The organism is Nonomuraea antri (assembly GCF_013283785.1).
GTDB lineage: Bacteria > Actinomycetota > Actinomycetes > Streptosporangiales > Streptosporangiaceae > Nonomuraea > Nonomuraea antri.
The window spans coordinates 60,443-82,770 of record NZ_JABCPZ010000011.1 but is presented as its reverse complement, the minus strand read 5'-3'; the positions used below and the strand labels follow the sequence as shown (position 1 = coordinate 82,770).

Below are 22,328 nucleotides of genomic sequence, written 5' to 3'. Positions count from 1 at the left end.
GTTATCCCCGCCGGTCGCCGCCCCCATCGCCACCCGCCGTGTGCTCCAGGACCGCGGGGACGACGACGTCCCACACCTCGCGCGGCGGCATCTGGTGCCCGACGCCGGGCAGCGGGACGAGCCGCGCCCCGGGGATCTCGCGGGCCAGCGCCTCGCCGTGCCCGAACGGCAGCAGCGGGTCCTTCGTGCCGTGCAGCACCAGCGTCGGCGCGGTGATCTCGCCCAGCCGGGGCCTGACCGGCTCGCCGAAGCCGACCTGCCAGTGGTTGGTCGCGGTGGCCATGTTCCGGCTGCGGTCGAAGGCGCGGCCGGCGATGTGGCGCACCCGTTCCTCGTCGACGGGCAGGTCGCCGGCGAAGGTGTGCTCGCCGGCCAGGAAGTAGGCGATGACCGACTCCCTGTCGGACCAGTCGGGTCCCGGCGCCGGCTCGGCGAACCGCTTGGCCAGTTCGTCGCTCATGGGCGGCAGGTCGTCGCCGCCCGGGCCGGTGGAGATGAGGATGAGCGTGGCGACGCGCTCCGGATGCTCGACGGCCAGGTGCTGGGCCAGGCTGCCGCCCATGGAGACGCCGGCCACGTGCGCCCGCTCGACCCCGTACGCGTCGAGCACGCCCAGCGCGTCTGTGACCAGGTCGGACTCGGTGTACGGCGGCGCGCCCACCGGGAAGGCGGTGGAGCGGCCGGTGTCGCGGGTGTCGTAGCGGATGACCTGCCTGCCCTCGGCCAGGCGGTGGCAGAGGTCGTCCTCCCACCAGTCCATGCTCGACTCGGCCCCGGCGATGAGCAGGATGGCCGGGTCGCCCGGCTTGCCGAAGGACTGGGTGCACAGCTCGATGTCGTCGACTCGGACGATGCGCTCACTCATGCCAGCACCGTACTTCTAAATTCGTAGTGTGCGCTACTATTTTCATAGTAAGAGGAGGACGTGATGACGGGAAAGCGGACCTACGGGCAGGCGTGCCCGATCGCCCACGCGCTCGACCTGGTCGGCGAGCGGTGGGCCCTGCTGGTGGTGCGCGAGCTGCGGCTCGGCCCGCGGCGATTCGCCGAGCTGCAGGCCGCGCTGCCCGGCGCCGGCCCGAGCGTGCTGGCGCAGCGCCTGCGCGAGCTGGTGCGGGTGGGCGTGCTGCGCCACCGCACGCTGCCGCCGCCCGCCTCGGCCAAGGTGTACGAGCTGACGGAGTGGGGCGCCGAGCTGGAGCCGGTGTTCGCCGCGCTGCGGGTGTGGGGGATGCGCTCGCCGGTGGTCCCGCTGGAGGGCGAGCTGAGCGCCGACACGATCTTCCTCGGTCTGCGGGCCTACTTCCCCGGAGAGCCCGATCCCGGGTGGTCGGCGTCGTACCGGTTCGAGGTGGAGCGCGAGGTCTATCACGTCGAGGTGACGCGGGGCGCGCTCACGACGGTGATGCGCGGGGATCGTCCCGGGCGTCCTGACGCGGTGGTGACGGCCGGGCCTGACGCGCTGCGCGCGGTGCTCGGGCACGAGCGCGCGCTGGCCGCCGCGATCGAGTCGGGCGAGCTGACGGTGACGGGAGACGTGGCGGCGGTGCGGCGCCTGGTCGAGGCGGCGCCCCGGCCCCCGCGCACGGGAGCCGCGGCCGGCTAGTCGCGACCGGCTAGTCACGGCAGGCCAGTCACGGCAGGCCGGCCTCGGCCGGTCAGTCCGCCAGCCACTCCAGGATGCGCAGCGGGTCGGGCAGCGGCCGGCCGTCAGGGGCGCGCAGCCACGACACCGGCTGCCCGGTGGGCAGCAGCGACGGCGGCGCGAGCACGTAGCTGTCGCGGCAGTGCCACCTCAGGCCCGGCGTGTCGTCGATCATCGCCGGGTCGCAGTCGAGATGACACGACCACCATTCGTCCTCGTCCTCCGGGTTGCCCCGGGTGGCCACGTAAAACAAGACCCGGTCGCCGTTCGCGGCGACCGGGCCTGGGTGGGCTTCTGCGTTGTCGATTCGGGTGAGGGCGGAGAGCCCGGCGGACAGGGGTACGTCGAACACGTCGAAGACCCGGCCCGTGGGCAGGATGACGTTGGCCTCGGGCTCGGCCTGCCACCAGCGGGTGAGCTGGGCCGTGTCGGTGGTGGCCTGCAGCTGCCAGGCGGGCGAGAGCGGATGCGCGCCCGGGTCGGGACACCCCACCCGGTCGCACGAGCACGCGCGGGCGCCCTGGGACAACGGGTGGGCGCCGGGCACCACGGGCCAGCCGAGTGCCGCGTAGTCGAGCACGGCGTCGATTCGCGTCGGGCGCGACCGCTTTTTGGTACGCCGAGCCAGTGGTACCCCCACCATGGTGTCTCCCGTCGAAGTCACAGCGCCTGAGGAGGCCCCGGCTCCGGGCCCTACGCACACCCCGGGACACACCAGCACTTGTTATCGCACTCTAACGCACAGGCCCCACGAGTTGACGGGAAACCCCTAGGTTAGAGGCCGCGTGCGACCTCGGTCGCCCAGTAGGTCAAGATCAGGTCGGCGCCCGCCCGCTTGATCGCCACCAGCGATTCCATGATCATCCGCTCGCGGTCCACCCAGCCGTTGGCCGCCGCCGCCTCGACCATCGCGTACTCGCCGCTCACCTGGTAGGCCGCCACCGGCACGTCGGACTCGGCGCGGAAGGCGCTGATGACGTCCAGGTAGGCCAGGGCCGGCTTGACCATGACCGCGTCGGCGCCCTCGGCCAGGTCGAGCCGCAGCTCCCGCAGCGCCTCCTCCAGCGGGCCCGCCGGGTCCTGCTGGTGGGTGCTGCGGTCGCCGAACTGCGGCGCGCACTCGGCGGCGTCGCGGAACGGCCCGAAGAAGGCCGAGGCGTACTTGGCGGAGTAGGCCAGGATCGGCACGTTCGCGTGGCCGGCGCCGTCGAGCGCCGCCCTGATCACGCCCACCTGGCCGTCCATCATCCCGCTCGGCGCCACCATCTGGGACCCGGCCTCGGCCTGGGCCACCGCGATGGCGGCGTAGCGCTCCAGCGTGGCGTCGTTGTCGACGTCGCCGGACGGGGTCAGGATGCCGCAGTGCCCGTTGTCGGTGAACTCGTCGAGGCACGTGTCGGCCATCACCACGAGCGCGTCGCCGACCTCGGCGACCACGTCGCGCAGCGCCCGGTTGAGCACGCCGTCGGGGTCGTCGGCGGCCGAGCCGCGGGCGTCCTTGACCGCCGGGATGCCGAACAGGATCAGCCCGCCCACGCCCGCCTCGGCGGCGTCGTGCGCGGCCTTGCGCAGCGAGTCTCGCGTGTGCTGCACCACGCCGGGCATCGAGGCCACCGGCTGCGGCTCGTCGAGCCCTTCCTTGACGAACATCGGCAGGATCAGGTCGGCGGCGTGCAGCCGCGTGCCCGACACCATGCGCCGCATCGCCGGGCTGCGGCGCAGCCTGCGCGGCCGCGCGACGGGGAACTGCGCGCTCACTTGGTCCTCCTCCTGGCGCCTCTGCGGTTCTGCGACGGCTTGCGCGGGGTGTCACCGGCCGCCACGGCGGCCTGACGCTGCTTGGCCCCGTACTCGGCCAGCGCGGACGCCAGCGCGGACGCCGACGGCCTGTCGGCCATGACGTCGACCCTGAGCCCGAACTCCTCGGCCGTCTTGGCCGTCTGCGGCCCGATGACCGCGATCACGGTGACGTTGTGCGGCTTGCCGGCGATGCCGACCAGGTTCCGCACCGTGGACGACGAGGTGAACAGCACCGCGTCGAACCCACCGCCCTTGATCGCCTCACGGATCGGCGCGGGCGGCGGCGCGGCGCGGACCGTGCGGTAGGCCGTGACGTCGTCGCACTCCCAGCCCAGCTCGGTGAGCCCGGCCACCAGCGTGTCGGTCGAGATGTCGGCCCGCGGCAGCAGCACCCGGTTGATCGGGTCGAGCATCGAGTCGTACGGCGGCCACTCGGCCACCAGGCCCTCCGACGACTGCTCGCCCGAGGGCAGCAGGTCGGGCTTCACGCCGAACTCCACCAGCGCCCTGGCCGTGGCGTCGCCCACGGCGGCCACCTTGAGCCCGGCGAAGGCCCGCGCGTCGAGCCCGTACTCCTCGAACTTCTCGCGCACCGCCTTCACCGCGTTGGCGCTGGTGAAGGCCACCCACTCGTAGCGCCCGGTGACCAGGCCCTTGATCGCGCGGTCCATCTGCTGCGGGGTGCGCGGCGGCTCGACCGAGATGGTCGGCACCTCCTCGGGCACCGCGCCGTACGAGATGAGCTGCTCCGACAGGCTCTTGGACTGCTCCTTGGTGCGCGGCACGAGCACCCGCCAGCCGAACAGCGGCTTGGTCTCGAACCACGACAGCTTCTCGCGCAGGCCCACGGCCTCGCCGACCACGATCAGCGCGGGCTCGGTGAAACCGGCGTGCTTGAGATCGGGCTGCAGCCGGCCCAGCGAGGACACCACGGTGTACTGCTCGGTGGTGGTGCCCGCGCTGCTGACCGCGACCGGGGTGGTGTCCGGCTTGCCGCCGGCGATCAGCGCCTTGCCGATGGCCACCGCGTCGGCGACGCCGTTGTAGATGACCAGCGTGCCGCGCGTGGCCGCGTGCGCGGCCCAGTCCTGCTCGTGCGCGGCGTCGACGATCCTGAACTCGGGCACGGCCGTCGCCGGCGGGATGCCCGCGTAGGTGAGCACGGCGGTCGCGGGCGGCACGCCGGGCACGATCTCGAAGTCCACCTCCGCGGCCGCGCAGGCCCCGACCTCCTCGGTGATCGAGGAGAACAACATCGGGTCGCCTTCGCACAGACGCACCACGAGCGCGCCCTTCTCGGCGCGCTCGAGGTAGTCGCCCTCGACGACGTCCACGCCGGGGCGGCAGTGCCGCAGCAGCGGGACGCGCTGTTCCTCACCGCGCAGCGGTTCGGGCAGGACGACGAGGTCGGCCTTGCCGAGCAGCTCGGCGGCGCGGAGCGTCAGCAGGTTCGGGTCACCGGGACCCGCGCCGACGAAGGCGACGAAACCGGAGGTCGGACTATCGGAGCTCAATGGGAATGCTCCCCCATCAATCTGTCGGCCCCTTCGGCGATCATCTCGGCCGCGAGGCGGCGGCCCAGGGTGACTGCCTCCGAAGGAGAGCCGGCGGCGGACTTGCGGACCGCTTGCGTGCCGTCGAGAGCGACGACCTCCGCGGTCAGGTTCAGAGTGTGCCCGTCATCGACCGCGAACGCACCCACGGGCGCGGAGCAGCCGGCTTCGAGCGCGGCCAGCACGGCGCGCTCGGCGGCCACCGCGGAGCGGCTGCGCGGGTCGTCGAGCACGCCCAGGAAGTCGACGAGATCGGCGCGCGCCGACAGGCACTCGACCGCCAGGCAGCCCTGGCCCGGCGCGGGCAGCAGCTCCTCGATCTCGAAGATCTGGGCGATCTCCGCGCTGCGGCCGATCCTGGCCAGCCCGGCCGAGGCGAGCACGACCGCGTCGAGCTCGCCCGAGGTGACCTTGCCGATGCGCGTGTCGGCGTTGCCGCGGATCGGGACGTACCGCAGATCGGGCCTGATCGCGCGGAGCATGGCGATCCTGCGCGGCGAGCCGGTGCCGACCTTGGCGCCGGTGGGCAGGTCGGCGAACTTGTGCGGGCCGACCAGCGCGTCGCGGTGGTCGTGCCTGGTGGGCAGCGCGGCCAGGGTGAAGCGTTCGTCCTGCTTGGTCGGCAGGTCCTTCAGCGAGTGCACGGCGAAGTCGATCTCGCCCTCGATCAGCTTGTCGCGCAGGCCGGTGACGAACACGCCGGTGCCGCCGAGCTGCGCCAGCGCGGCCTTGGTCACGTCGCCGAACGTGGTGACGCCGACGAGCTCGATGGTGGCGCCGGTGGCCGCGGTGTAGTCGTCGGCGACCATCTGGGACTGGGCGGTCGCCAGGAGGCTGCGCCTGGTTCCCAGCCGGAGCGCGTCCGTCCGCGATGTCACAGCTCCACCTCCCTCACGGCCTCGGGCATCTTCGGATCCAGATTGAACAGCTCGCGCAGCGCTTCCGCATAATGATCCCCTCCTGGGGAGGTGGCGAGCTGCTTGACACGCACAGTGGGCTCGTGAAGCAGCTTGTCAACGACCCGCTGCACGGTCATGGCGACCTCGTCCCTGGCCTTGGTGTCGAGATCGGGAACGCGCATCAGCAGGCGGCCGAGCTCTGACTCGACCACGCCCGCGGCTTTGCTGCGCAGCGCGACCACGGTCGGGGTGACCTTGGCGGCGCGCTCGGCGTCCAGGTACGCGTTCAGCTCCTCCGACACCAGCAGGCGCACCGCGGCGACCGAGTCGCCCTCGCGCGAGCCGATGCCGGACTCCTGGATCGTCTCCAGGTCGACCAGCGTGACGCCGGGCACCCGGCGCACCTCGGGGTCGATGTCGTGCGGCAGCGCCAGGTCGAGGAGGAACGCGCCGCGGCTCACCATGTCGGCGGTGATCACGTGGCGTCCGGCGCCGGTGCAGGTGATGACGATGTCGGCCGCCGCCAGCTCTCGGGGAACCGCGGAGAACTCCACCGCCCGGCCGCCGACCGTCTCGGCCAGCCGCGCGCCTCGCTCGTACGTCCTGTTGGCCACCACGATGTCGGTGACACCCATGCGGGCCAGCGTGGCCGCGGCCAGCGAGCTCATCGAGCCCGCGCCGACCACCAGCGCCCGCCGCCCGGCCAACTCGCCGGCCAGCGCGAGACCGGCGGTGACCAGCGACGCCCCCGCCTGGTCGATGCCGGTGTCGGTGTGCGCGCGCTTGCCCACCCGCAGCGCCTGCTGCACCAGCTCGTTGAGCGTGGCGCCGACGGTGCCCTGCCGCTGCGCCAGATTGAGCGCCTGGCGCACCTGGCCGAGGATCTGGCCCTCGCCGACGACCATGGAGTCGAGTCCGCACACCATCGAGAACAGGTGCTCGACGGCCCGCTCCTCGTAGTGCACGTACAGGTGCGGGGTCAGTTCCTCCACCGGGACGCCCGAGTGCACGCCGAGCAGCGCGCTGATGGCGTTGACCGCGGCGTGGAAACGGTCGACGGTCACGTAGACCTCGACCCTGTTGCACGTGGAGACCACCATGGCCTCCGCCACGCAGGCGTCCTGCTGGACGTCGTGCAGGAGTTTGACGAGCGCGTCACCGGTGACGGAGACCCGCTCCAAAAGGGCCACCGGAGCGGTCCGGTGGCTCAGTCCGATTGCCAGAACACTCATTGACCGTCCACCGCCATGAGTGGCCCCCCAGCCTTGCGTTGCTCGTGGAACGCGAGAATCTGCAGTTCGATTGATAGGTCGACCTTACGAACATCGACGCTGTCCGGAACGGAAAGAACGACGGGGGCGAAGTTCAGGATGCTGGTCACGCCGACCGCCACCACGCGATCGCACACTTCCTGCGCCGCCGCCGCCGGTGTCGCCAGAACCACGATCGAGACTCCACGCCGTTGGATCACGGCTTCCAGTTCGTCGATGTGCTCCACATTCAACCCCGCTATGGTGTCGCCCACCACTTCGGGGTCGGCGTCGACCAGCGCGGCGACACGGAACCCCCTGGAGACGAATCCGCCGTAGTTCGCCAGCGCGCGGCCGAGGTTACCGACGCCCACGATGGCGACCGCCCAGTCTTGGGTCAGGCCGAGCTCGCGGGAGATCTGGTAGACGAGGTACTCGACGTCATAGCCTACGCCTCTGGTGCCGTACGAGCCGAGATGCGAGAGGTCCTTGCGGAGTTTGGCCGAGTTCACCCCCGCGGCCACGGCCAGGTCCTCCGAGCTGACGGTGGCGATGCCACGCTCCGCCATCCCGTGCAGCGCCCGCAGGTACAACGGAAGTCTTGCGACCGTCGCCTCGGGGATACCGCGATCACGGGACTGGGACGGGCTCTTCACGTGCCGGGACTCCAGGGAACGGGCGGCTTGGTGACCGCGTGACGGAATCGAACCGTCTTTCAGGTTAATCCCTTTGTGAACCGACGCACAAAGTCAGGGGCTACCGTGGTGGTATGCATCGCATCACCCTGCTCGGCAAGCCCGGCTGTCACCTCTGCGACGACGCACGCGAAACCATCGCCCGCGTGGCGGGTGAGCTGGGCGTGCCGTGGGAGGAGATCAGCATCGACTCCTCCGACGAGCTCAGGGAGAAATACTGGGAGATGATCCCGGTAACACTGATCGACGGGGTGCAGCACGACTTCTGGCGGGTCTCGGAAGACCGCCTGCGCGCCGCGCTGTCTTAGACAGCTGTCCTAGAACATGGCGGTGGGCAGCGGCACCACCTTCGCGGCCTGGACGTTGAGCTCGATGATGTTGGTGGCCAGCACCATCGACTGACGTTCGTTGACGAACCGCTCGACGTGCGGCTGGCGCTGGTGATCGCGGTAGGCCACCTCGTCGCGGTAGAGCTCGTAGACGATGCGCTGCAGCGGCGCCGATTTCACCGCGTGGCAGGCGTAGACCAGGGTGTCGGGCTCGCCGCGGCGCACCGCCTCGACCGTGGACTCGGCCAGGCGGTCGAAGGCGTCGCCCGAGCCGTCCATGATCGTGAAGACCGTGAGCAGGCCGTAGATGTTGGGCGAGAGCCTCCCCTGCGGCATGGCCTGCTGGGGGGTCGGGGCGGGGGTGAACAGCTCGGCTCCCGGGTAGACGGCGCCGGTGGCCGGCATGGCGAAGTCGGGCTGCGCGGGCGCGCCGTTCATGATGTAGCCGGTCGACGGGCCCGGGTCGGGCGGCGGCGACATGCGGGCGGCGTAGTCGATCTCCTTCTCCCCCGCGCGGTATTCGGCCACCAGATCGCCCAGGCCCGACGGGCGGCGGGGCGGTGGCGGCATGGGCACCTCGGCCATCGCGACGGGCTCAGGCATGGCCCTGCGGCCCGGCCTGGTGGCCTCCTCGCGCGGCAGCTGCTGGGGCGCCGGCTCGAAGTCGTCCTCGTCGTCGTCATCGTAGGGCGCCAGCGGCCGCAGCACGGCGTACCAGACGGCCGCGGCGGCCACCAGGAACAGGACCGTGGTGAAGACCGCGGGCACGGTGAAGCGCAGCGCGCCGACCAGCGCCAGGCCAGAAGGGGCGATGACGAGGGCGGTGTGCAGGTTGTCGGTGTCGTACTCGTCGCCGTTGCGCCACTTGAGCCCGGCGACCACCAGGCACACCACCAGGAGCAGCGCGGTGATGGCGTGCGCGCCGGTCAGCAGGCCCTTGGGGATCACGTCCCAGTGGTTCTGCGCCAGCGGCAGCGCCTTGCCCAGGTCGTCGTCCTTGAGCACCGGGTCGAAGATCATGATCGCGGTGGCCACGATGGTGAACGCGATGCCGAACAGCCAGCCGAGGAACTTCGGCGGCGTCTTCTCCGACAGCAGCTGCGCCAATCCGATGGCCAGCCAGATCGGCGCCAGCAGCGCGCCGGTGATCTGGTAGAGCCGGAAGGTCAGCGGGCCGAACCCCATGAGGTATCCGATGCCGATCACGCCCAGTGACAGGCACAACGCGACCAATGCAACGGTCCAGGCGGCCAACCAGCCCTCGGACTCATCACGAAGTCTGCGAATCAGGGCACCGGCCGCGATCGCGGCGAGGAGCGCACCGGCGAATGCTATGACAGCGACGAGGATCTCCATGGTGACTCCAATGCTGCCGGACGATGCCTCCCAGCCGGTAGCCGAAGAGGGAACGGGTCGGTCCCACACGGTATCTGCCGATTACGCCTAGTCATGCCAGCAGGCCGTGGATTGTGGAATCCGCGGTTGATTTCTAGAGTGTTCGAGCACGCCGCACCCCTTACCCCCAGGGATACCGGATGCCTGACTCGTGGCCGTTCGCCGGGCTACTCGCTCCAGCGGTCGCTGGACCTGCCCGGACGGGCGAATTCGCCATGCGCGCAGAGGTGCAGGAAGCAGTACCCGACGACGTACGCACGCTGGTGCTCCGCGCCAAGAACGGATGTTCTGAGTCCTTTGGCACGCTCTACGACCGCTACGTCGATCTGGTCTACCGCTACATCTATTTCCGCGTCGGTTCGCACCCGCTCGCCGAGGATCTCACCAGCGAGACCTTCCTGCGCGCACTACGCAGAATCAGCGACTTCACCTGGCAGGGCCGTGACTTCGGCGCCTGGCTCGTGACCATCGCCAGGAACTTGGTGACCGACCATTTCAAGTCGGGCCGGTACCGGTTGGAGATCCCGACCGGGGAAATCATCGACGTTCCGCTGGACGGCTCACACATTCCGGAGAACGCGGTGGTGACGGCGATCATCAATGACCGGGTGTTGCGGGCGGTCCGAGATCTCAATCCCGAACAGCAGGAATGTGTGGTCCTGCGTTTCCTGCACGGACTGTCGCTCGCGGAAACCGCGTTGATCATGGGGAAGAAGAGTGGAGCGATCAAAGCGCTGCAGTTCCGTGCCATTCGCGCGCTGGCCAGGGCACTCAAGCACGACCTGGCGTAACCTCCACCGTCGGCGCCTCGTTAGGCAGGTGTCACCTTTCCCGGGGGCGTCAGGGAGCTGTCATGGGTAGGGCGCGCCGGCGGCGAGAGCGCGTGCAGGGTCACCTCACGGAGCTGCGTCGCCTTCACCTGGGCGGCGGGCCCGATCCGGCCTTCCGCGAGCGGCTGCGCACCGAGCTGGTCACCGCCGCTCCCGGCGCGGACGAGCCCGACCAGGCTCCGGCGCGCCGGCGTCCCGAGCGGCGCCGCCGGCCGCTGTTCTCGCAACTGGCCACGGCCGGGCTGGCCGCGGGGATGATGATCTCGGCGTTCGCTACCTACCAGTCCGTCCCCGGCGACACGCTGTACCCGCTCAAGCGGGCCGCTGAGAGCACGCTCGTCCGCCTCAGCACCGACGAGGCCGAGCGCGGCGAGCGCGAGCTCGACTCGGCCAAGGCCCGCGCGGACGAGGTCGCCAAGCTGCTCGGCGCCTCGAACGGCGGGCCGCTGGTGAGCAAGACGCTCAAGGACATGGAGCAGTCCACCCGTTCGGGCATCAACCGCCTCGAACGGGTCAAACCGCGCTCCCCCAAGATCAAGAAGTTCGCCGAGGACCAGCGGGAGAAGGTCGAGCCGATGCTCGACCAGCTCGACGAGGCCCAGCAGGGGCAGGCGGCGGGCTATCTGGACTACATCCAGGGCCTGGTGGCGCCGCCCGAGTGAGCCCCGCTCCGCAGGGCGCTCCCGTGGCCCCGCGCACGACAGGGCCGCGCCCTCGGCGTGGGTAAGCTGAAGCCCATGTGGCGGCTAATTCGACGACGACACGAGGCCGAGGCTCAAGCCGCCGGAGAGGCGGCGGCACAGGCCGCGGTGACCGTCCCCCCGGTCGAGCCCGACCTGCAGGCGGCGGCCTTCTTCGACGTCGACAACACGATGATGCGTGGCGCCTCGATCTACCACTTCGCCAGGGGGCTGGCCACGCGTGGCATGTTCACCACCTCCGACCTGCTGAAGTTCGCCGTCGGCCAGGCCGTGTTCCGGCTGCGCGGCAACGAGAACCCCGAGCACATCAAGGTGGCCAGGGAGACCGCGCTGGCGTTCGTCGCGGGCGCGAAGGTCGACGACGTCGTACGCCTCGGCGAGGAGATCTACGACGAGGTGATGGCCGACCGCATCTGGGGCGGCACCAGGGCGCTGGCCCAGAGCCACCTCGACGCCGGCCAGCGCGTCTGGCTGGTCACCGCCACCCCGGTCGAGCTGGCCAGGGTCATCGCCCAGCGGCTCGGCCTGACCGGCGCGCTCGGCACGGTCGCCGAGACCAGGAACGGCATCTACACCGGACACCTGGTGGGCGACCTGCTGCACGGGCCCGCCAAGGCCGAGGCGGTGCGCGCGCTGGCCCGCAGGGAGGGCCTCGACCTGACCAGGTGCACCGCCTACAGCGACTCGGCCAACGACCTGCCCATGCTCTCGCTGGTCGGGCAGGCGGTGGCCATCAACCCGGACAGCGAGCTGCGTGAGCACGCCAAGAAGCACGACTGGCCGGTCAAGGACTTCCGCACGGGCAGGAAGGCCACGCTGACCGCGCTGCCGATCGCGGCGGGCGCGGGCGCGGTGGCCGGCGGCATCGCGGCGGGCATCGCCCTGCGCAGGCACTACCGCTCCCTGCAGTAACCGCCTTTCGAGGCATCCGCTCCCACGCAGTAGCCGCTTTACACCGGGACGGCGCGGGCGAGGAGGTCCGTGAGTTCGGCGTTGACGATCTCCGGGCGTTCCAGGCCGATCATGTGCCCGGCCCCGGGGATCACCACCAGCCGCGCGTGCGGCAGCGCGGCCGCGATCCTGCGGGCGTGCGCGGGCGAGGTGAGCCGGTCGTGCGTGCCCACCGCCACCAGCGTCTCGACCCGACTCAGCGCCTGCAGCGCGGCCAGCTTGTCGTGCGCCATCATCCCGTGGAAGAAGCCGACCATCACCTCGGTCGGCGTGGCGGCCACCATGCCGTTGACGAACCGCACGTGATCGCGCCGCGCCCGGGGCCCGAACGCGGTGAACCTGGTGAACGGCCAGTTGGCGCGCGTCTTGATCGCCGTGTTCCCGTCCACGAACGCGGCCCTGGTACGCAGCCGTTCCAGCACCAGCGGCGTCAGCCTGGGCACGGCCCGGCCGAGCGGACCGGGCAGCCCGAACGTCGAGCCGGCCAGCCCGCCCGCCGACGTGCTGAGCAGCGCCACTCCCACCACCCGCGAGCCGAACAGCCCGGGCTCCGACGCGGCCAGCCCCATGACGGTCATCCCGCCCATGGAGTGGCCCACGAGCACCACGGGCAGCTCGGGCGGCACCGCGGCGTCGATGACGGCTCGCAGGTCCGCGCCGAGCCGTTCGATCGTGCAGTCGGCGTACCTGCCGGGGGTGGAGTGGCCGTGCCCGCGCTGGTCGTAGGTGACCAGCAGCGCCTGCCCGGCCAGCGCCTCACGCTGGTAGTGCCAGCAGTGCCGGTTCAGCACCCAGCCGTGGGCGAACACCACGGCGTGGCGCGGCCGGTCGGGCGCGTCGACGTCGACGGCCAGGCGCACGCCGTCGTCCGTCTCCACGGTCAGTGATCTGGCCCGGTGCCCGCCGAGCCGTTCCCGAGGATGCGGCCGCCGGGAGGCGATCCCGGCGGCGACCCCGACCCCGACGCCGGCGAGCAGCCCGGCGGCGAGCGCCTTGCGACTGAAGCCCATGCCGCCGACTATAAGACGCTATAAGACGATCCGTCCAATACCGATTCTAGCGCAGCTTCTTGAACAGCCCCTCGGCCTCGGGCTGCTTCCACTGCAGCCGGTTCGGATCCTGCTCGTGCGGCTCGACCGGCACGGTGACGAAGGTCAGCTTGGTCTTCGCCAGCGTGGTGGCCAGCTCGTACATCTCCTCCAGGGCGAGATCGGTGGTGACCGCCTCGCGTGCCCGTCCGAGGAACGACTTGAGCCTGACCGGGTCGGACGCCACCGTCATGGCCTTCTTCAGCATCGCCACCATGAGCTGCTGCTGGCGCTTGATGCGCTGGACGTCCGAGCCGTCGCCGGCGCCGTAGCGCATGCGGGCGTAGCCGAGCGCGGCCTCGCCGTTCAGCGTCAACTTGCCCGCGGGCAGCTTCAGCTTGGCCTTCGGGTCGTCCACGGCCCGCGGGATGGTCATCTCCACCCCGCCGAGCGCGTCGACCATGCCCTTGAAGCCGGCGAAGTCGACCTCGACGCGGTGGTCGATGCCGATGCCCGTGAGCTTTTCGAGCGCCCGCTCCAGGCAGGCGGCGCCGCCCCGGTCGTAGGCCGAGTTGATCTGGTCGTCCCTGGCCGGCTCCGAGCCGCACGCGGGCAGGCGCGCGATCGTGTCGCGCGGCACGCTGATCCCGAAGGCCTTGGTCCGGTCGGCGGGCAAATGCATGATCACGATGGTGTCGGCGCGCTTGCCGCTGTCCGACTTGGCCATCTGCGGGCCGTACTTGGCGTTGCCCGGGCCCTCGCGCGTGTCCGAGCCGATCACCAGGACGTTGCGCACGCCCGACATGTCCACCTTGATGGACTGCGCCGGCCCGGCGACGGGGTTGCCGTTGATCAGCAGGGTGGGCACGGCCACGGCGGCCGCGGTGGCCACCGCGACGAGCCCGGCCGTCCACCAGCCGGCCCACCTGCGCCCCGTCCGCCTGCGCGGCCGGTCGGTCAGGAAGCGGTGACGCTGGTTGACCAGCGACGCCGGTGGCTCGTGCTCCAGTTCCGCGCCGAAGTCGCGGAGCAGCTTCAGGTCGTCCATCGTCACTCCTCCTCCAGCATCGGGTTGGTGTCGCCGAGCGCGGCTCGTACCTTCCGCCTGCCCCGGTTGAGGCGGGAGCGCACGGTCCCGATCGGGATGCCGAGCGCCTGCGCGACCTCCTCGTACGTCAGATCGCCCCAGGCGATCAGCAGCAGGACGTCGCGGTCCTTGGCGGGCAGCGCGGCCAGCGCGGCGGCGAGTTCGGGACGCGCCGCCTGGGCGGTGACACCGGCGGCCACCCGGTCCGCCGGCGATTCCACGGCGCGGTCCTGGGGGGCGCGCAGCAGGGCGCGGTAGCGGGCCGCCTCGCTGCGGTGGTGGCGCGAGATGAGCTTGGTGAGAATGCCGAACAGCCACGGCCTGGCGTCCGGGTACGACAGGTCGTAGCTCTTCCTGCGGGAGAAGGCGACCAGGAACGTCTCACCGACGAGGTCTTCCGCGGGCTCGGGGCCGAGCCGTTTGGAGACGTAGCGGTAGAGCATGGCGGAGTAGCGGTCGAAGAGCTCGGCGAACGCCTCGGGTTCGGTCCATGAGGCGCTGACGAGTGCGGCGTCCGCGCCCCTGGCGGCGGCGGGCTGTGTGATCATCTCCGCCCTTCTGTGGGGAATCGGTCAGGGATGTCTCGCCACAACCCGCCGCCCGGGTTCACGCCTGCGGTCTCGTGCGGAACCCGCCGTCCGGGTTCACGCCTGGGGTTCCATGGTGAACCCGCCGCCCGGGTTCACGCCTACAGTTCCTTGAGGAAGCCGCCGTCGATCGCGAAGTCGGCGCCGGTGGTGCTGCCGGAGCGGGGCGAGACCAGCAGCGCGATCGCGTCCGCGATCTCCTTCGGATGCACCAGGCGGCCGGTGACCAGGCGCATCATCTGCGGCGCGACCTCGTTGATCACACCGTCCTTGTCAGCGCCCGCCATGCCGGCGATCACCCCGGCGGCGCCGCCCTGCTTGGTCCACCAGTCGGTGAGCACCGGGCCGGGCGAGACCGTGTTCACCCTGATGCCCTGCGGGCCGTACTCCTCCGACAGTGCCTTGCTCACGTGGTTCATGGCCGCCTTGGCCGCGCCGTAGTCGACGTTCATCGGGGCCGGCTGCCTGGCCGAGCCGGAGGAGACGTTCACGATCGAGCCGCCGCCGCGCTCCAGCATGACGGGCACGGCCGCGCGGATCATCCTGATGGCCGAGAACAGGTTGAACTCGAACATGGTCATCCAGTCGGCGTCGTCCGGGGTCAGGAAGCCGACCCGGGGCAGCGTGACGCCGGGCGGCGGGCCGCCGGCGTTGTTGACCAGGATGTCCACCCCGCCGAACTCCGCCACCGCCCGCTCGATCACCCGGGCCGGGGCCTGCGGGTCGAGCAGGTCGGCCGCCACGTGCACGGCCTTGTCCGGCAGGTCGCCGCGCGAGCGCGAGGCCGTCACGACGTGCGCGCCCTCCTCGGCGAGCGTGTGCGCGACGGCCAGGCCGATGCCCCTGGACGCGCCGGTCACTACGGCCACGCGGCCGGAAAGCTGAAGATCCACGGTGTTCCTCCGGTGAGTGTGTCTTCGTTACGCCGGGGAGAACACCGCCGATGGCGCGACGGTTGCGCGGCTCTACAGGAAAGGCGGGAACGCGTGGCCCCTGCGCAGCCGCAGCTCGTTGAGCAGCTGCTGGATGACCTCGCGTACGTGGTCGGTCAGGTTGAACACGAGCATCGGGTCGTCGGCCGCGGCCGGTTCGTACTCGTCGGTGCGGATCGGCTCGCCGAACTCGATCATCCACTTGGACGGCAACGGCACCAGTCCGAGCGGCCCAAGCAGCGGGAAGAACGGCGTGATCGGCAGGTACGGCAGCCCGAGCATACGGGCCAGCGTCTTCAGATCACCGATCTTCGGGTAGATCTCCTCGGCCCCGACGATCGCCGTGGGCACGATCGGCACCCCGGCGCGGATGGCCGAGGCCACGAAGCCGCCCCTGCCGAACCGCTGCAGCCGGTAGCGCTCGGAGAACGGCTTGCCCACGCCCTTGAACCCCTCGGGGAACACCCCGACCAGCTCGCCCTTGCGCAGCAGCCGGTCGGCGTCCTCGCGGCAGGCCAGCGTGTGGCCGGTCTTGCGTGACAGGTGGCCGAGCAGCGGCAGCTGGTAGACCAGGTCGGCGCCGAGCAGCCGCAGCGCCCTGCCCGCCTCGTCGTGCAGCGCCACCTGCATCATCAGCGCGTCGACCGGCAGCGTGCCCGAGTGGTTGGCGACCATGAGGGCGCCGCCTTCCTCGGGGACGTTCTTCAGCTCGACCGTCTCGACCCTGAACCAGTGCCGGTAGATCGGCCTGATCAGTTCGAGCAGGACCTTGTCGGTCAGCTCGGCGTCGTAGCCGAACTCGTCGACCTCGTAGTCGCCGGTGATGCGCCGGCGCAGGAAGGCCAAAGCCTTGGCGAGTGGATCGGGATCCTCGAACGAGGGCGCCGCGGTGATGGGAATCACGCGGCCCTCCTCACGGGGAGCTCCGTGGGGGACGCTCAACGGCGCACACCTCCGAGCGGGTGCAGGCCCCGCGAACGCAGAAAGTCGTCGAAGGCCGCCCCGGTGGTGAACTTGGGCTTCCAGCCCAGCTCGGCTTCGAGCCTGCCGCTGTCGACGGCGCGACCGTGGCACATCAGCCGCAGTTGCTCCGGCGAGTAGTCGACGAGCCCGGCGCGGCGTGCCGCGTTGCCGAGCAGCTTGAAGGCCGGCGAGAACAGCGGCATCGACGGCCGCCCGGCCCGGCGCGCGCACTGTGACAGCAGCAACACGCCTGCCCCGGCCACGTTGAACGTGCCGGGGTGGTCTTCGGTGGCCATCCGGCGCAACACCTCGACCGCGTCGTCCTCGTGGACGAACTGCAGCCGCGGGTCGAAGCCGAACACGGTCGGCAGCACCGGCGCGGTGAAGTACCGCGTCAGCGGTGAGTCGACGCCTGGGCCCATGAAGTTGGCGAAGCGCAGCAGCGAGACCGTCACGTCGGGACGCCGCCGCGCGAAGCCGCGCACGTAGCCCTCGATCTCGGCCGCGTCTTTGGCGTAGCCGTGGCCTGGGCCGTCGTGCGGCTCCAGGTCTTCGGTGAACACCGCGGGATCCCTCGGCGACGAGCCGTAGACGGCGGTGGTCGAACGGACCACCACGCGTCGCACGGTCGCCGACCGCTGACAGGCACCGAGCAGCTGCATGGTGCCTATGACGTTGTGCTCCTTCATGGCCGCCCTGCCGGTGCTCCGCGAGGGAGCGCTGACCAGGCTCATGTGCACGACGGTGTTGACATCCGCGGCCGCGATCACCTGAGCGATGTCGGGGCTGCGCAGATCGACCCGGACGAATTCCGTCCGGCCGAGGGAGATGCCGCCATCTCGCGGAGCTCGCGCGAGCGAGGGGGGCGGCACGGTGTCCACTCCAATGACGCGGCTGATGTCCGGGTCAGCCGCGAGAACGCTCGCCACCCGGGCGCCGATGTGGCGCGAGACCCCGGTGACAAGCACGGTGTGGGTCATCAGCGCCTCGCAGCTGCGTCGGTTACTTCTTGTTACGCCGCTGGATGCGCGTCTTCTTGAGCAGCTTGCGGTGCTTCTTCTTGGCCATCCGCTTGCGGCGCTTCTTGATCACAGAGCCCACGGGACCCCCAGGCATTGATAGCAAGTATGAATCGATGTGCGAGCGCACACCGGCTCACAGACTACCGGCGATCCACGGTAGATCGCCCCTCGGGGGGTGAGAGCCCGGTCGCACTGCCGGCGACCGGGCCTCTCCCGGGACGGGAATTCACGGCGCGGGGACCCGCGCCGCTACCTCAGCCTGCCTCGATGTAGGCCTCTCGTAGATAGTCGTGTACCGCCTGCTCAGGCACTCTGAACGACCGGCCGACACGGATCGCCGGCAGCTCGCCCGAGTGGACGAGCCGGTACACGGTCATCTTGGAGACCCTCATGACCGTCGCCACTTCCGCCACGGTCAGGAACTTCACCTCGCTGAGAGGTCTTTCGCCTGCACCCATCGGACGCCTCTTCCGCACGTGTTTCCGGGTTATCCCCACTGGTGCCATTGCTCACGCACGTGTACTGCCGTCAGCGTAAGTCGGGACTCCGAGTGCGCAAACCCCCTATTTTCTCAGTCACTTGAGTCCTCTGTCAGCCGAACCAGCAAAGTCGCTGGCCAGCAGCCGGGCCGAGCACCTCGCCTGGACGTTGGAACTGTCCAACTTGTCACATCTAAGAGTCGCCCAGGCCCCATCAAAAGTTGGCAAAGGGACAGCGAGCCCCTTGGAATGCAGGCGCGAAAAGACGGTATGCGGAGGACCGAATTCGACTCAAAGGGCTCGTGAGGCCAGTGTGACGATCCGCTCGGTCAGCGGGGTGTAATAGCGCGGTAGCACGTTGTCGTCGAGCGGCACCACCACGTCGATCTTGCCTTCCGCCTCGCCGAGGAACAGCGCCGGGTCGTTGCAGTCGGCGAAGGCCACCGTGGGCACTCCAGCCTCTCCAGCCGCTCCCGCCCAGCCGTGGTCGGCGATCACCAGGTCCGGAAGCTCGCCGGCGAGCTCGGTGAGCATGCGCTCCATCGGGGCCGAGTCGTGGGTGTGCACAAAGCCGCCCTTGTCGTCGAGCATCGCGATGTCCTGCAGATAGCGGATCCGGCGCGGACGGCCGAAACCCGAGCCCGCGTACGTCCAGCCCTCGGCCGGCGTGATCAGCGTCGCGCCGTGCTCGGCGCAGAACCTGGCCAGCGGCAGGTGCACGGCCAGCAGCCCGGTCGGGTGCCCGGTGGCCACCAGGACCTTCGGGTTCTCCTGCGACAGCGCGGCGGCGATCCTGAGCGCCATCGCGTCGAGCGCGTCGATGGTGCGGTCGGGGTCGATGGTGTCCTGGCCCCAGCGGTGCCCGGCGTCGGGGACCACGCCGCAGGCCTTGGCCATCTGCGCCAGCACGTCGCGGAACGGCCACGGCTGCTCGAACGTCAGCCCGAGCATGTAGTACGGATCGCGGTTGGCGACCGAGCTGTAGTGGTCCAGGTTGTTCTCGCGAGGGGTCGCGACATCGCCGGCGATGCGGCTGTAGATCAGGTGCTCACGGAGTGCGTCGCGGCTCAGCACAGGCTCTTCCTCGTTCAGGGCATCGGGATCAGGCCGTGCAGGGGGAACACCGCGTGCCGGGTCGCCATGACCGCACGGTCAATGGGGTCCGAAGGGTCATAACCTCCGGACAGGTCCCGAAATTCCGGGTTACGGCCGTCCGTCATCGTGGCCGGTGGTGTCTCTCCGGTGCGTTCCCTGACGAACTGCCGCCAATCCTGCGGCGTCGCGGTGGCCGGATCGACCGGGTGTCCAGCCGCCTCGGCGATGAGGTGCGTCCAGGCCCTGGGTACCACCTGGACCAGCTCGTAACCGCCGCCGCCGGTCACGATCCACCGGCCGCCGGCCGTCTCGTGCGCCAGGCGGTGCAGGGCGGCGTACGCGGCCCGCTGGCAGTCGAGGCTGAGCATCAGGTTCGCCAGCGGGTCGAGCGCGTGGCTGTCGCAGCCGTGCTGGGTCACCAGGATCTCCGGCCTGAACTCGGCCAGCAGCGGCGGCACGACCGCGTGGAAGGCGCGCAGCCAGCCCGCGTCGCCGCAGCCGGCCGGCAGCGCCACGTTCACCGCGGTGCCGTCGAGCCCGGTCTCCTCCGGGTAGCCGGTGCCGGGGAACAGCGTGCGCGGGCTCTCGTGCAGGCTGATCGTCAGCACCCGCGGGTCGTCGTAGAACATGGCCTGCACGCCGTCGCCGTGGTGCACGTCGACGTCCACGTACGCGATGCGGCGCGCGCCCTGGGCCAGCAGCCAGGCGATGGCCAGCGCGGGGTCGTTGTAGACGCAGAAGCCGCTGGCCCCGGCCGGCATGGCGTGGTGCAGGCCGCCGGCGATGTTCACCGCGTGCTCGGCCGTGCCCTCCCACACCGCGCGGGCGGCGGCCAGCGAGGCGCCCGCGATCAGCGCGGAGGCCTCGTGCACGCCCTTGAACGCCGGGTTGTCGGGCGTGCCGAGCCCGGCCCGCAGGTCGGGACGGCCGTCGGCGGAGACCCGCTTGACCGCCTCGATGTAGTCGCGCTTGTGCACCAGGGCCAGTTCGTCGTCGGTGGCCGGGACGCAGCCGGCCAGCTCCACCTGGTCGAGCACGCCGAGCGAGCGGGCCAGCGCCATCGTCAGCTCCACCCTGACGGGCGCGAGCGGGTGATCTGGGCCGAAGTCGTACGAGGTGAGCGCGTCGTCCCAGATGACGCGTGCCGTTCGGCTCATGCCTGCCCTCCCCTTGCCCTGGGGCCGACGTTACCGCAGCACGCGCGGGCGGCTGTAGCCCGGGCAAGTCATGTTGATCATTTGGAAAAATCCAGAAAAATGTGAATTAGTGTTTGATCGTGCGCTTGGCGCGTCCCTTCCTCGTCACCTGGCGGTTCTTCCAGCGCCCGCGGGTCCAGGACACGACTATGGTCGTGCTCGTCAGTCTGCCCGCGATCTTCGGGCTGTACTTCGGGCTGGTCAGGAACGACCGGGAGCTGGCGCTGGCCACCGGGCAGTTCCTGATCTGCATGGTCCCGCTGCTGGTGTACCGCACCAGGCCGGTGGCCGTCACCGCCTTCGTGGTCACCGTCGACGCGATCTCCATGCTGATCGACATCACCAACTTCATCGGCGTGCCTGGCACGCTCGCCCTCTACGGCCTGGGCCGCTTCACCAGGGGCCGCACCGCCGCCATCACGCTGGGGTTCGTGGCCGCCACGTACGCGATCTCGTTCGAGTTGGAGACGCCGGGAGTCAGCGGATGGCTGGCCGGGCTGATCTTCAGCGCGATACCCGTGGGCGTCGGGCAGTTCCTCCGGCTCAGGCACGAGCTGAACCGGCGCCGGCGGCGCGAGGCGGCCGACAGCGCGGTGCGCGCCGAGCGCCGGCGCATCGCCAGGGAGCTGCACGACGTGGTCGCGCACCACATCAGCGTGATCAACGCGCTGGTCGGCGGCGCGCGGGCGACGCTGCCGCCCGAGCAGGAGGTCACCCGCGACGCGCTGGAGAGCGCCGAGCAGACCGCCAGGCAGGCGCTGGCCGAGATGCGGCAGCTGCTCGACGTGCTCAGGGCCGACGGCGACGGCGCCGACGCGGCGACCGGGGTGGGCGCCAACCGGCTGCCCTCGCTCATCCAGGAGGCCAGGACCGCCGGGCTGCCCGCGGTGCTGACCGTGACGGGCGAACCCGTCACCCTGCCCGCCGCGGTGGACCACGCGGTGTACAGAATCGTGCAGGAGGCGCTGACCAACACGCGCAAGCACGCGCTCAGCGCCAAGGCGAGCGTCAGGCTGGCCTACGGCATGACGGAGGTGGAGGTGGAGGTGCTCGACGACGGCGTGCCCAAGCAGCCGCTCGCGCCGGGCTTCGGGCTCGGCGGCATGGCCGAGCGGGTGGCGCTGTGCGGCGGCCAGCTGTCCACCGGGCCGCGCCAGGGCGGCGGCTTCCGCGTGCACGCCCGCCTCCCGCTGGAGAAGGTGTGAGCGCCGACAAGATCCGGGTGCTGCTGGTCGACGACCACGAGCTGGTGCGCAAGGGCTTCAGGCTGATGCTCGACGCGCAGCCCGACCTGGAGGTCGTGGGCGAGGCCCCGGGCGGCGCTCAGGCGGTGGAGCTGGCCGGGCGGCTCGTGCCCGACGTGGTGCTGATGGATCTGCACATGCCCGGGCTCGACGGGGTCCGCGCCACCGAGCTGATCACCGCGCGGCAACCCGAGGTCAGAGTGCTCGCGCTGAGCACGTTCGACCTGGACGAGAACGTGGTCGCGGCGCTGCGCGCGGGCGCCGACGGCTTCCTGCCCAAGGACGTCTCGCCCGAGGAGCTGATCGAGGGCGTGCGGGTGGTGCACCGGGGCGAGTCCGCGGTCGCACCGCGGCTGCTGACCCGGCTGATCGGCACGTTCGTCCGGGCCTCGCGGGCCAGGAAGGCGCCCGCCGCGCTGACCGTGCTGACCGAGCGTGAACGCGAGATCCTGGTGCTGATCGCCCGCGGCAGGTCCAACCAGGAGATCGCGGCCGAGCTGGCGGTCTCGCCGTCGACCGTCAAGAACCACGTGACGAGCCTGTTCGCCAAGATCGACGCCAGGGACCGGGCGCAGGCCGTGATCGTCGCCTACGAGGCGGGGCTGATCCGACCAGGAGAGTAGGACCAGGCTCCTACCCGGCCGCCG

At 70.7% G+C, this 22,328-nt stretch carries 25 protein-coding genes; 7 read left to right on the top strand and 18 right to left on the bottom strand.

The genetic code is table 11. The features are described 5' to 3' along the window. Window position 1: 1 nt before the first annotated feature. A complete protein-coding gene (locus HII36_RS06175) occupies window positions 2-865 on the bottom strand; it encodes an alpha/beta fold hydrolase (RefSeq protein ID WP_173522074.1) in 864 nt (287 codons plus the stop codon). A gap of 63 nt (window positions 866-928) precedes the next feature. On the opposite strand from HII36_RS06175, the gene HII36_RS06170 reads away from it, so the two are divergent. Next, window positions 929-1,606: a winged helix-turn-helix transcriptional regulator gene (locus HII36_RS06170; RefSeq protein ID WP_173522073.1), complete on the top strand. Its 678-nt coding sequence runs from the start codon at window positions 929-931 to the stop codon at window positions 1,604-1,606. A gap of 52 nt (window positions 1,607-1,658) precedes the next feature. On the opposite strand, the gene HII36_RS06165 is transcribed toward HII36_RS06170, so the two are convergent. The 6 genes from HII36_RS06165 to HII36_RS06140 all read right to left on the bottom strand — a co-directional run bounded on the left by HII36_RS06165 (window position 1,659) and on the right by HII36_RS06140 (window position 7,803). Further along, window positions 1,659-2,288, bottom strand: coding sequence for a bifunctional DNA primase/polymerase (locus HII36_RS06165; protein ID WP_173522072.1), 630 nt, complete (start codon window positions 2,286-2,288; stop codon window positions 1,659-1,661). Between the two features lie 131 nt (window positions 2,289-2,419). After that, window positions 2,420-3,403 carry a porphobilinogen synthase gene (hemB, locus tag HII36_RS06160; RefSeq protein ID WP_173522071.1) on the bottom strand — a complete coding sequence of 328 codons (984 nt, stop codon included), beginning with the start codon at window positions 3,401-3,403 and terminating at the stop codon, window positions 2,420-2,422. Beyond that, a complete protein-coding gene (locus HII36_RS06155) occupies window positions 3,400-4,959 on the bottom strand; it encodes a bifunctional uroporphyrinogen-III C-methyltransferase/uroporphyrinogen-III synthase (RefSeq protein WP_173522070.1) in 1,560 nt (519 codons plus the stop codon). The genes hemB and HII36_RS06155 overlap by 4 nt, the downstream gene beginning before the upstream one ends. Next, window positions 4,956-5,876, bottom strand: a complete 921-nt coding sequence (gene hemC, locus HII36_RS06150; RefSeq protein ID WP_173522069.1) for a hydroxymethylbilane synthase — start codon at window positions 5,874-5,876, stop codon at window positions 4,956-4,958. Before hemC ends, HII36_RS06155 begins: the two co-directional genes overlap by 4 nt. Then, on the bottom strand, window positions 5,873-7,129 hold the full coding sequence (locus HII36_RS06145; RefSeq protein WP_173522068.1) for a glutamyl-tRNA reductase: 1,257 nt from the start codon (window positions 7,127-7,129) through the stop codon (window positions 5,873-5,875). Before HII36_RS06145 ends, hemC begins: the two co-directional genes overlap by 4 nt. After that, on the bottom strand, window positions 7,126-7,803 hold the full coding sequence (locus tag HII36_RS06140) for a redox-sensing transcriptional repressor Rex (protein ID WP_173522067.1): 678 nt from the start codon (window positions 7,801-7,803) through the stop codon (window positions 7,126-7,128). Before HII36_RS06140 ends, HII36_RS06145 begins: the two co-directional genes overlap by 4 nt. Window positions 7,804-7,916: 113 nt before the next feature. On the opposite strand from HII36_RS06140, the gene HII36_RS06135 reads away from it, so the two are divergent. Continuing rightward, on the top strand, window positions 7,917-8,150 hold the full coding sequence (locus tag HII36_RS06135) for a glutaredoxin family protein (protein ID WP_173522066.1): 234 nt from the start codon (window positions 7,917-7,919) through the stop codon (window positions 8,148-8,150). 9 nt (window positions 8,151-8,159) lie between these two features. Here HII36_RS06135 and HII36_RS06130 read toward each other — a convergent pair whose 3' ends face one another. Continuing rightward, on the bottom strand, window positions 8,160-9,527 hold the full coding sequence (locus tag HII36_RS06130; protein WP_173522065.1) for a putative quinol monooxygenase: 1,368 nt from the start codon (window positions 9,525-9,527) through the stop codon (window positions 8,160-8,162). Between the two features lie 179 nt (window positions 9,528-9,706). Between HII36_RS06130 and HII36_RS06125 the strand changes: the two genes are divergently transcribed. The 3 genes from HII36_RS06125 to HII36_RS06115 all read left to right on the top strand — a co-directional run bounded on the left by HII36_RS06125 (window position 9,707) and on the right by HII36_RS06115 (window position 12,009). Further along, window positions 9,707-10,357 carry a sigma-70 family RNA polymerase sigma factor gene (locus HII36_RS06125; protein ID WP_173522064.1) on the top strand — a complete coding sequence of 217 codons (651 nt, stop codon included), beginning with the start codon at window positions 9,707-9,709 and terminating at the stop codon, window positions 10,355-10,357. A 62-nt stretch (window positions 10,358-10,419) separates the two neighbouring features. After that, complete coding sequence (locus tag HII36_RS06120; protein WP_173522063.1) at window positions 10,420-11,058, top strand: DUF5667 domain-containing protein; 639 nt, start codon at window positions 10,420-10,422, stop codon at window positions 11,056-11,058. Between the two features lie 75 nt (window positions 11,059-11,133). Continuing rightward, the gene (locus HII36_RS06115; RefSeq protein WP_173522062.1) at window positions 11,134-12,009 is read left to right on the top strand and encodes an HAD family hydrolase; all 876 of its coding nucleotides are present in this window, start codon (window positions 11,134-11,136) and stop codon (window positions 12,007-12,009) included. Between the two features lie 38 nt (window positions 12,010-12,047). Here the strand turns inward: HII36_RS06115 and HII36_RS06110 are convergent, their stop codons facing one another. From HII36_RS06110 to HII36_RS06065, 10 genes are all read right to left on the bottom strand, one after another. After that, window positions 12,048-13,058, bottom strand: a complete 1,011-nt coding sequence (locus HII36_RS06110; RefSeq protein WP_173522061.1) for an alpha/beta fold hydrolase — start codon at window positions 13,056-13,058, stop codon at window positions 12,048-12,050. Between the two features lie 46 nt (window positions 13,059-13,104). Then, on the bottom strand, window positions 13,105-14,124 hold the full coding sequence (locus tag HII36_RS06105) for an LCP family protein (RefSeq protein WP_173522060.1): 1,020 nt from the start codon (window positions 14,122-14,124) through the stop codon (window positions 13,105-13,107). A gap of 2 nt (window positions 14,125-14,126) precedes the next feature. Continuing rightward, window positions 14,127-14,711 carry an RNA polymerase sigma factor gene (locus HII36_RS06100; protein WP_173522059.1) on the bottom strand — a complete coding sequence of 195 codons (585 nt, stop codon included), beginning with the start codon at window positions 14,709-14,711 and terminating at the stop codon, window positions 14,127-14,129. Window positions 14,712-14,851: 140 nt separating this feature from the next. Then, on the bottom strand, window positions 14,852-15,643 hold the full coding sequence (locus HII36_RS06095; RefSeq protein ID WP_173522058.1) for an SDR family NAD(P)-dependent oxidoreductase: 792 nt from the start codon (window positions 15,641-15,643) through the stop codon (window positions 14,852-14,854). A 72-nt stretch (window positions 15,644-15,715) separates the two neighbouring features. Continuing rightward, complete coding sequence (locus HII36_RS06090; RefSeq protein WP_173522057.1) at window positions 15,716-16,585, bottom strand: lysophospholipid acyltransferase family protein; 870 nt, start codon at window positions 16,583-16,585, stop codon at window positions 15,716-15,718. A 35-nt stretch (window positions 16,586-16,620) separates the two neighbouring features. After that, the gene (locus tag HII36_RS06085; protein ID WP_173522056.1) at window positions 16,621-17,625 is read right to left on the bottom strand and encodes an NAD-dependent epimerase/dehydratase family protein; all 1,005 of its coding nucleotides are present in this window, start codon (window positions 17,623-17,625) and stop codon (window positions 16,621-16,623) included. 22 nt (window positions 17,626-17,647) lie between these two features. Further along, the gene (locus HII36_RS06080; protein ID WP_018654693.1) at window positions 17,648-17,746 is read right to left on the bottom strand and encodes a 30S ribosomal protein bS22; all 99 of its coding nucleotides are present in this window, start codon (window positions 17,744-17,746) and stop codon (window positions 17,648-17,650) included. 175 nt (window positions 17,747-17,921) lie between these two features. Then, complete coding sequence (locus HII36_RS06075; RefSeq protein ID WP_026214222.1) at window positions 17,922-18,125, bottom strand: helix-turn-helix domain-containing protein; 204 nt, start codon at window positions 18,123-18,125, stop codon at window positions 17,922-17,924. A gap of 312 nt (window positions 18,126-18,437) precedes the next feature. Beyond that, on the bottom strand, window positions 18,438-19,220 hold the full coding sequence (locus tag HII36_RS06070) for a phosphatase (RefSeq protein ID WP_173522055.1): 783 nt from the start codon (window positions 19,218-19,220) through the stop codon (window positions 18,438-18,440). A 14-nt stretch (window positions 19,221-19,234) separates the two neighbouring features. Further along, complete coding sequence (locus HII36_RS06065; RefSeq protein ID WP_173522054.1) at window positions 19,235-20,398, bottom strand: acetoin utilization protein AcuC; 1,164 nt, start codon at window positions 20,396-20,398, stop codon at window positions 19,235-19,237. A 119-nt stretch (window positions 20,399-20,517) separates the two neighbouring features. On the opposite strand from HII36_RS06065, the gene HII36_RS06060 reads away from it, so the two are divergent. Next, window positions 20,518-21,642 (top strand): sensor histidine kinase, encoded by a 1,125-nt coding sequence (locus HII36_RS06060; protein WP_173522053.1) that lies wholly within the window; start codon window positions 20,518-20,520, stop codon window positions 21,640-21,642. Beyond that, a complete protein-coding gene (locus HII36_RS06055) occupies window positions 21,639-22,304 on the top strand; it encodes a response regulator transcription factor (protein ID WP_328807602.1) in 666 nt (221 codons plus the stop codon). The genes HII36_RS06060 and HII36_RS06055 overlap by 4 nt, the downstream gene beginning before the upstream one ends. Window positions 22,305-22,328 lie beyond the last annotated feature (24 nt).

Bases quoted from the DNA above. Each gene is read 5' to 3' on its own strand.
- HII36_RS06175 (WP_173522074.1), bottom strand. From the start codon at position 865: ATGAGTGAGCGCATCGTCCGAGTCGACGACATCGAGCTGTGCACCCAG.
- HII36_RS06110 (WP_173522061.1), bottom strand. From the start codon at position 13,058: ATGGGCTTCAGTCGCAAGGCGCTCGCCGCCGGGCTGCTCGCCGGCGTC.
- HII36_RS06125 (WP_173522064.1), top strand. From the start codon at position 9,707: ATGCCTGACTCGTGGCCGTTCGCCGGGCTACTCGCTCCAGCGGTCGCT.
- HII36_RS06085 (WP_173522056.1), bottom strand. From the start codon at position 17,625: ATGACCCACACCGTGCTTGTCACCGGGGTCTCGCGCCACATCGGCGCC.
- HII36_RS06170 (WP_173522073.1), top strand. From the start codon at position 929: ATGACGGGAAAGCGGACCTACGGGCAGGCGTGCCCGATCGCCCACGCG.
- HII36_RS06165 (WP_173522072.1), bottom strand. From the start codon at position 2,288: ATGGTGGGGGTACCACTGGCTCGGCGTACCAAAAAGCGGTCGCGCCCG.
- HII36_RS06135 (WP_173522066.1), top strand. From the start codon at position 7,917: ATGCATCGCATCACCCTGCTCGGCAAGCCCGGCTGTCACCTCTGCGAC.
- HII36_RS06130 (WP_173522065.1), bottom strand. From the start codon at position 9,527: ATGGAGATCCTCGTCGCTGTCATAGCATTCGCCGGTGCGCTCCTCGCC.
- HII36_RS06100 (WP_173522059.1), bottom strand. From the start codon at position 14,711: ATGATCACACAGCCCGCCGCCGCCAGGGGCGCGGACGCCGCACTCGTC.
- HII36_RS06145 (WP_173522068.1), bottom strand. From the start codon at position 7,129: ATGAGTGTTCTGGCAATCGGACTGAGCCACCGGACCGCTCCGGTGGCC.
- HII36_RS06075 (WP_026214222.1), bottom strand. From the start codon at position 18,125: ATGGGTGCAGGCGAAAGACCTCTCAGCGAGGTGAAGTTCCTGACCGTG.
- HII36_RS06115 (WP_173522062.1), top strand. From the start codon at position 11,134: ATGTGGCGGCTAATTCGACGACGACACGAGGCCGAGGCTCAAGCCGCC.
- HII36_RS06120 (WP_173522063.1), top strand. From the start codon at position 10,420: ATGGGTAGGGCGCGCCGGCGGCGAGAGCGCGTGCAGGGTCACCTCACG.
- HII36_RS06065 (WP_173522054.1), bottom strand. From the start codon at position 20,398: ATGAGCCGAACGGCACGCGTCATCTGGGACGACGCGCTCACCTCGTAC.
- HII36_RS06105 (WP_173522060.1), bottom strand. From the start codon at position 14,124: ATGGACGACCTGAAGCTGCTCCGCGACTTCGGCGCGGAACTGGAGCAC.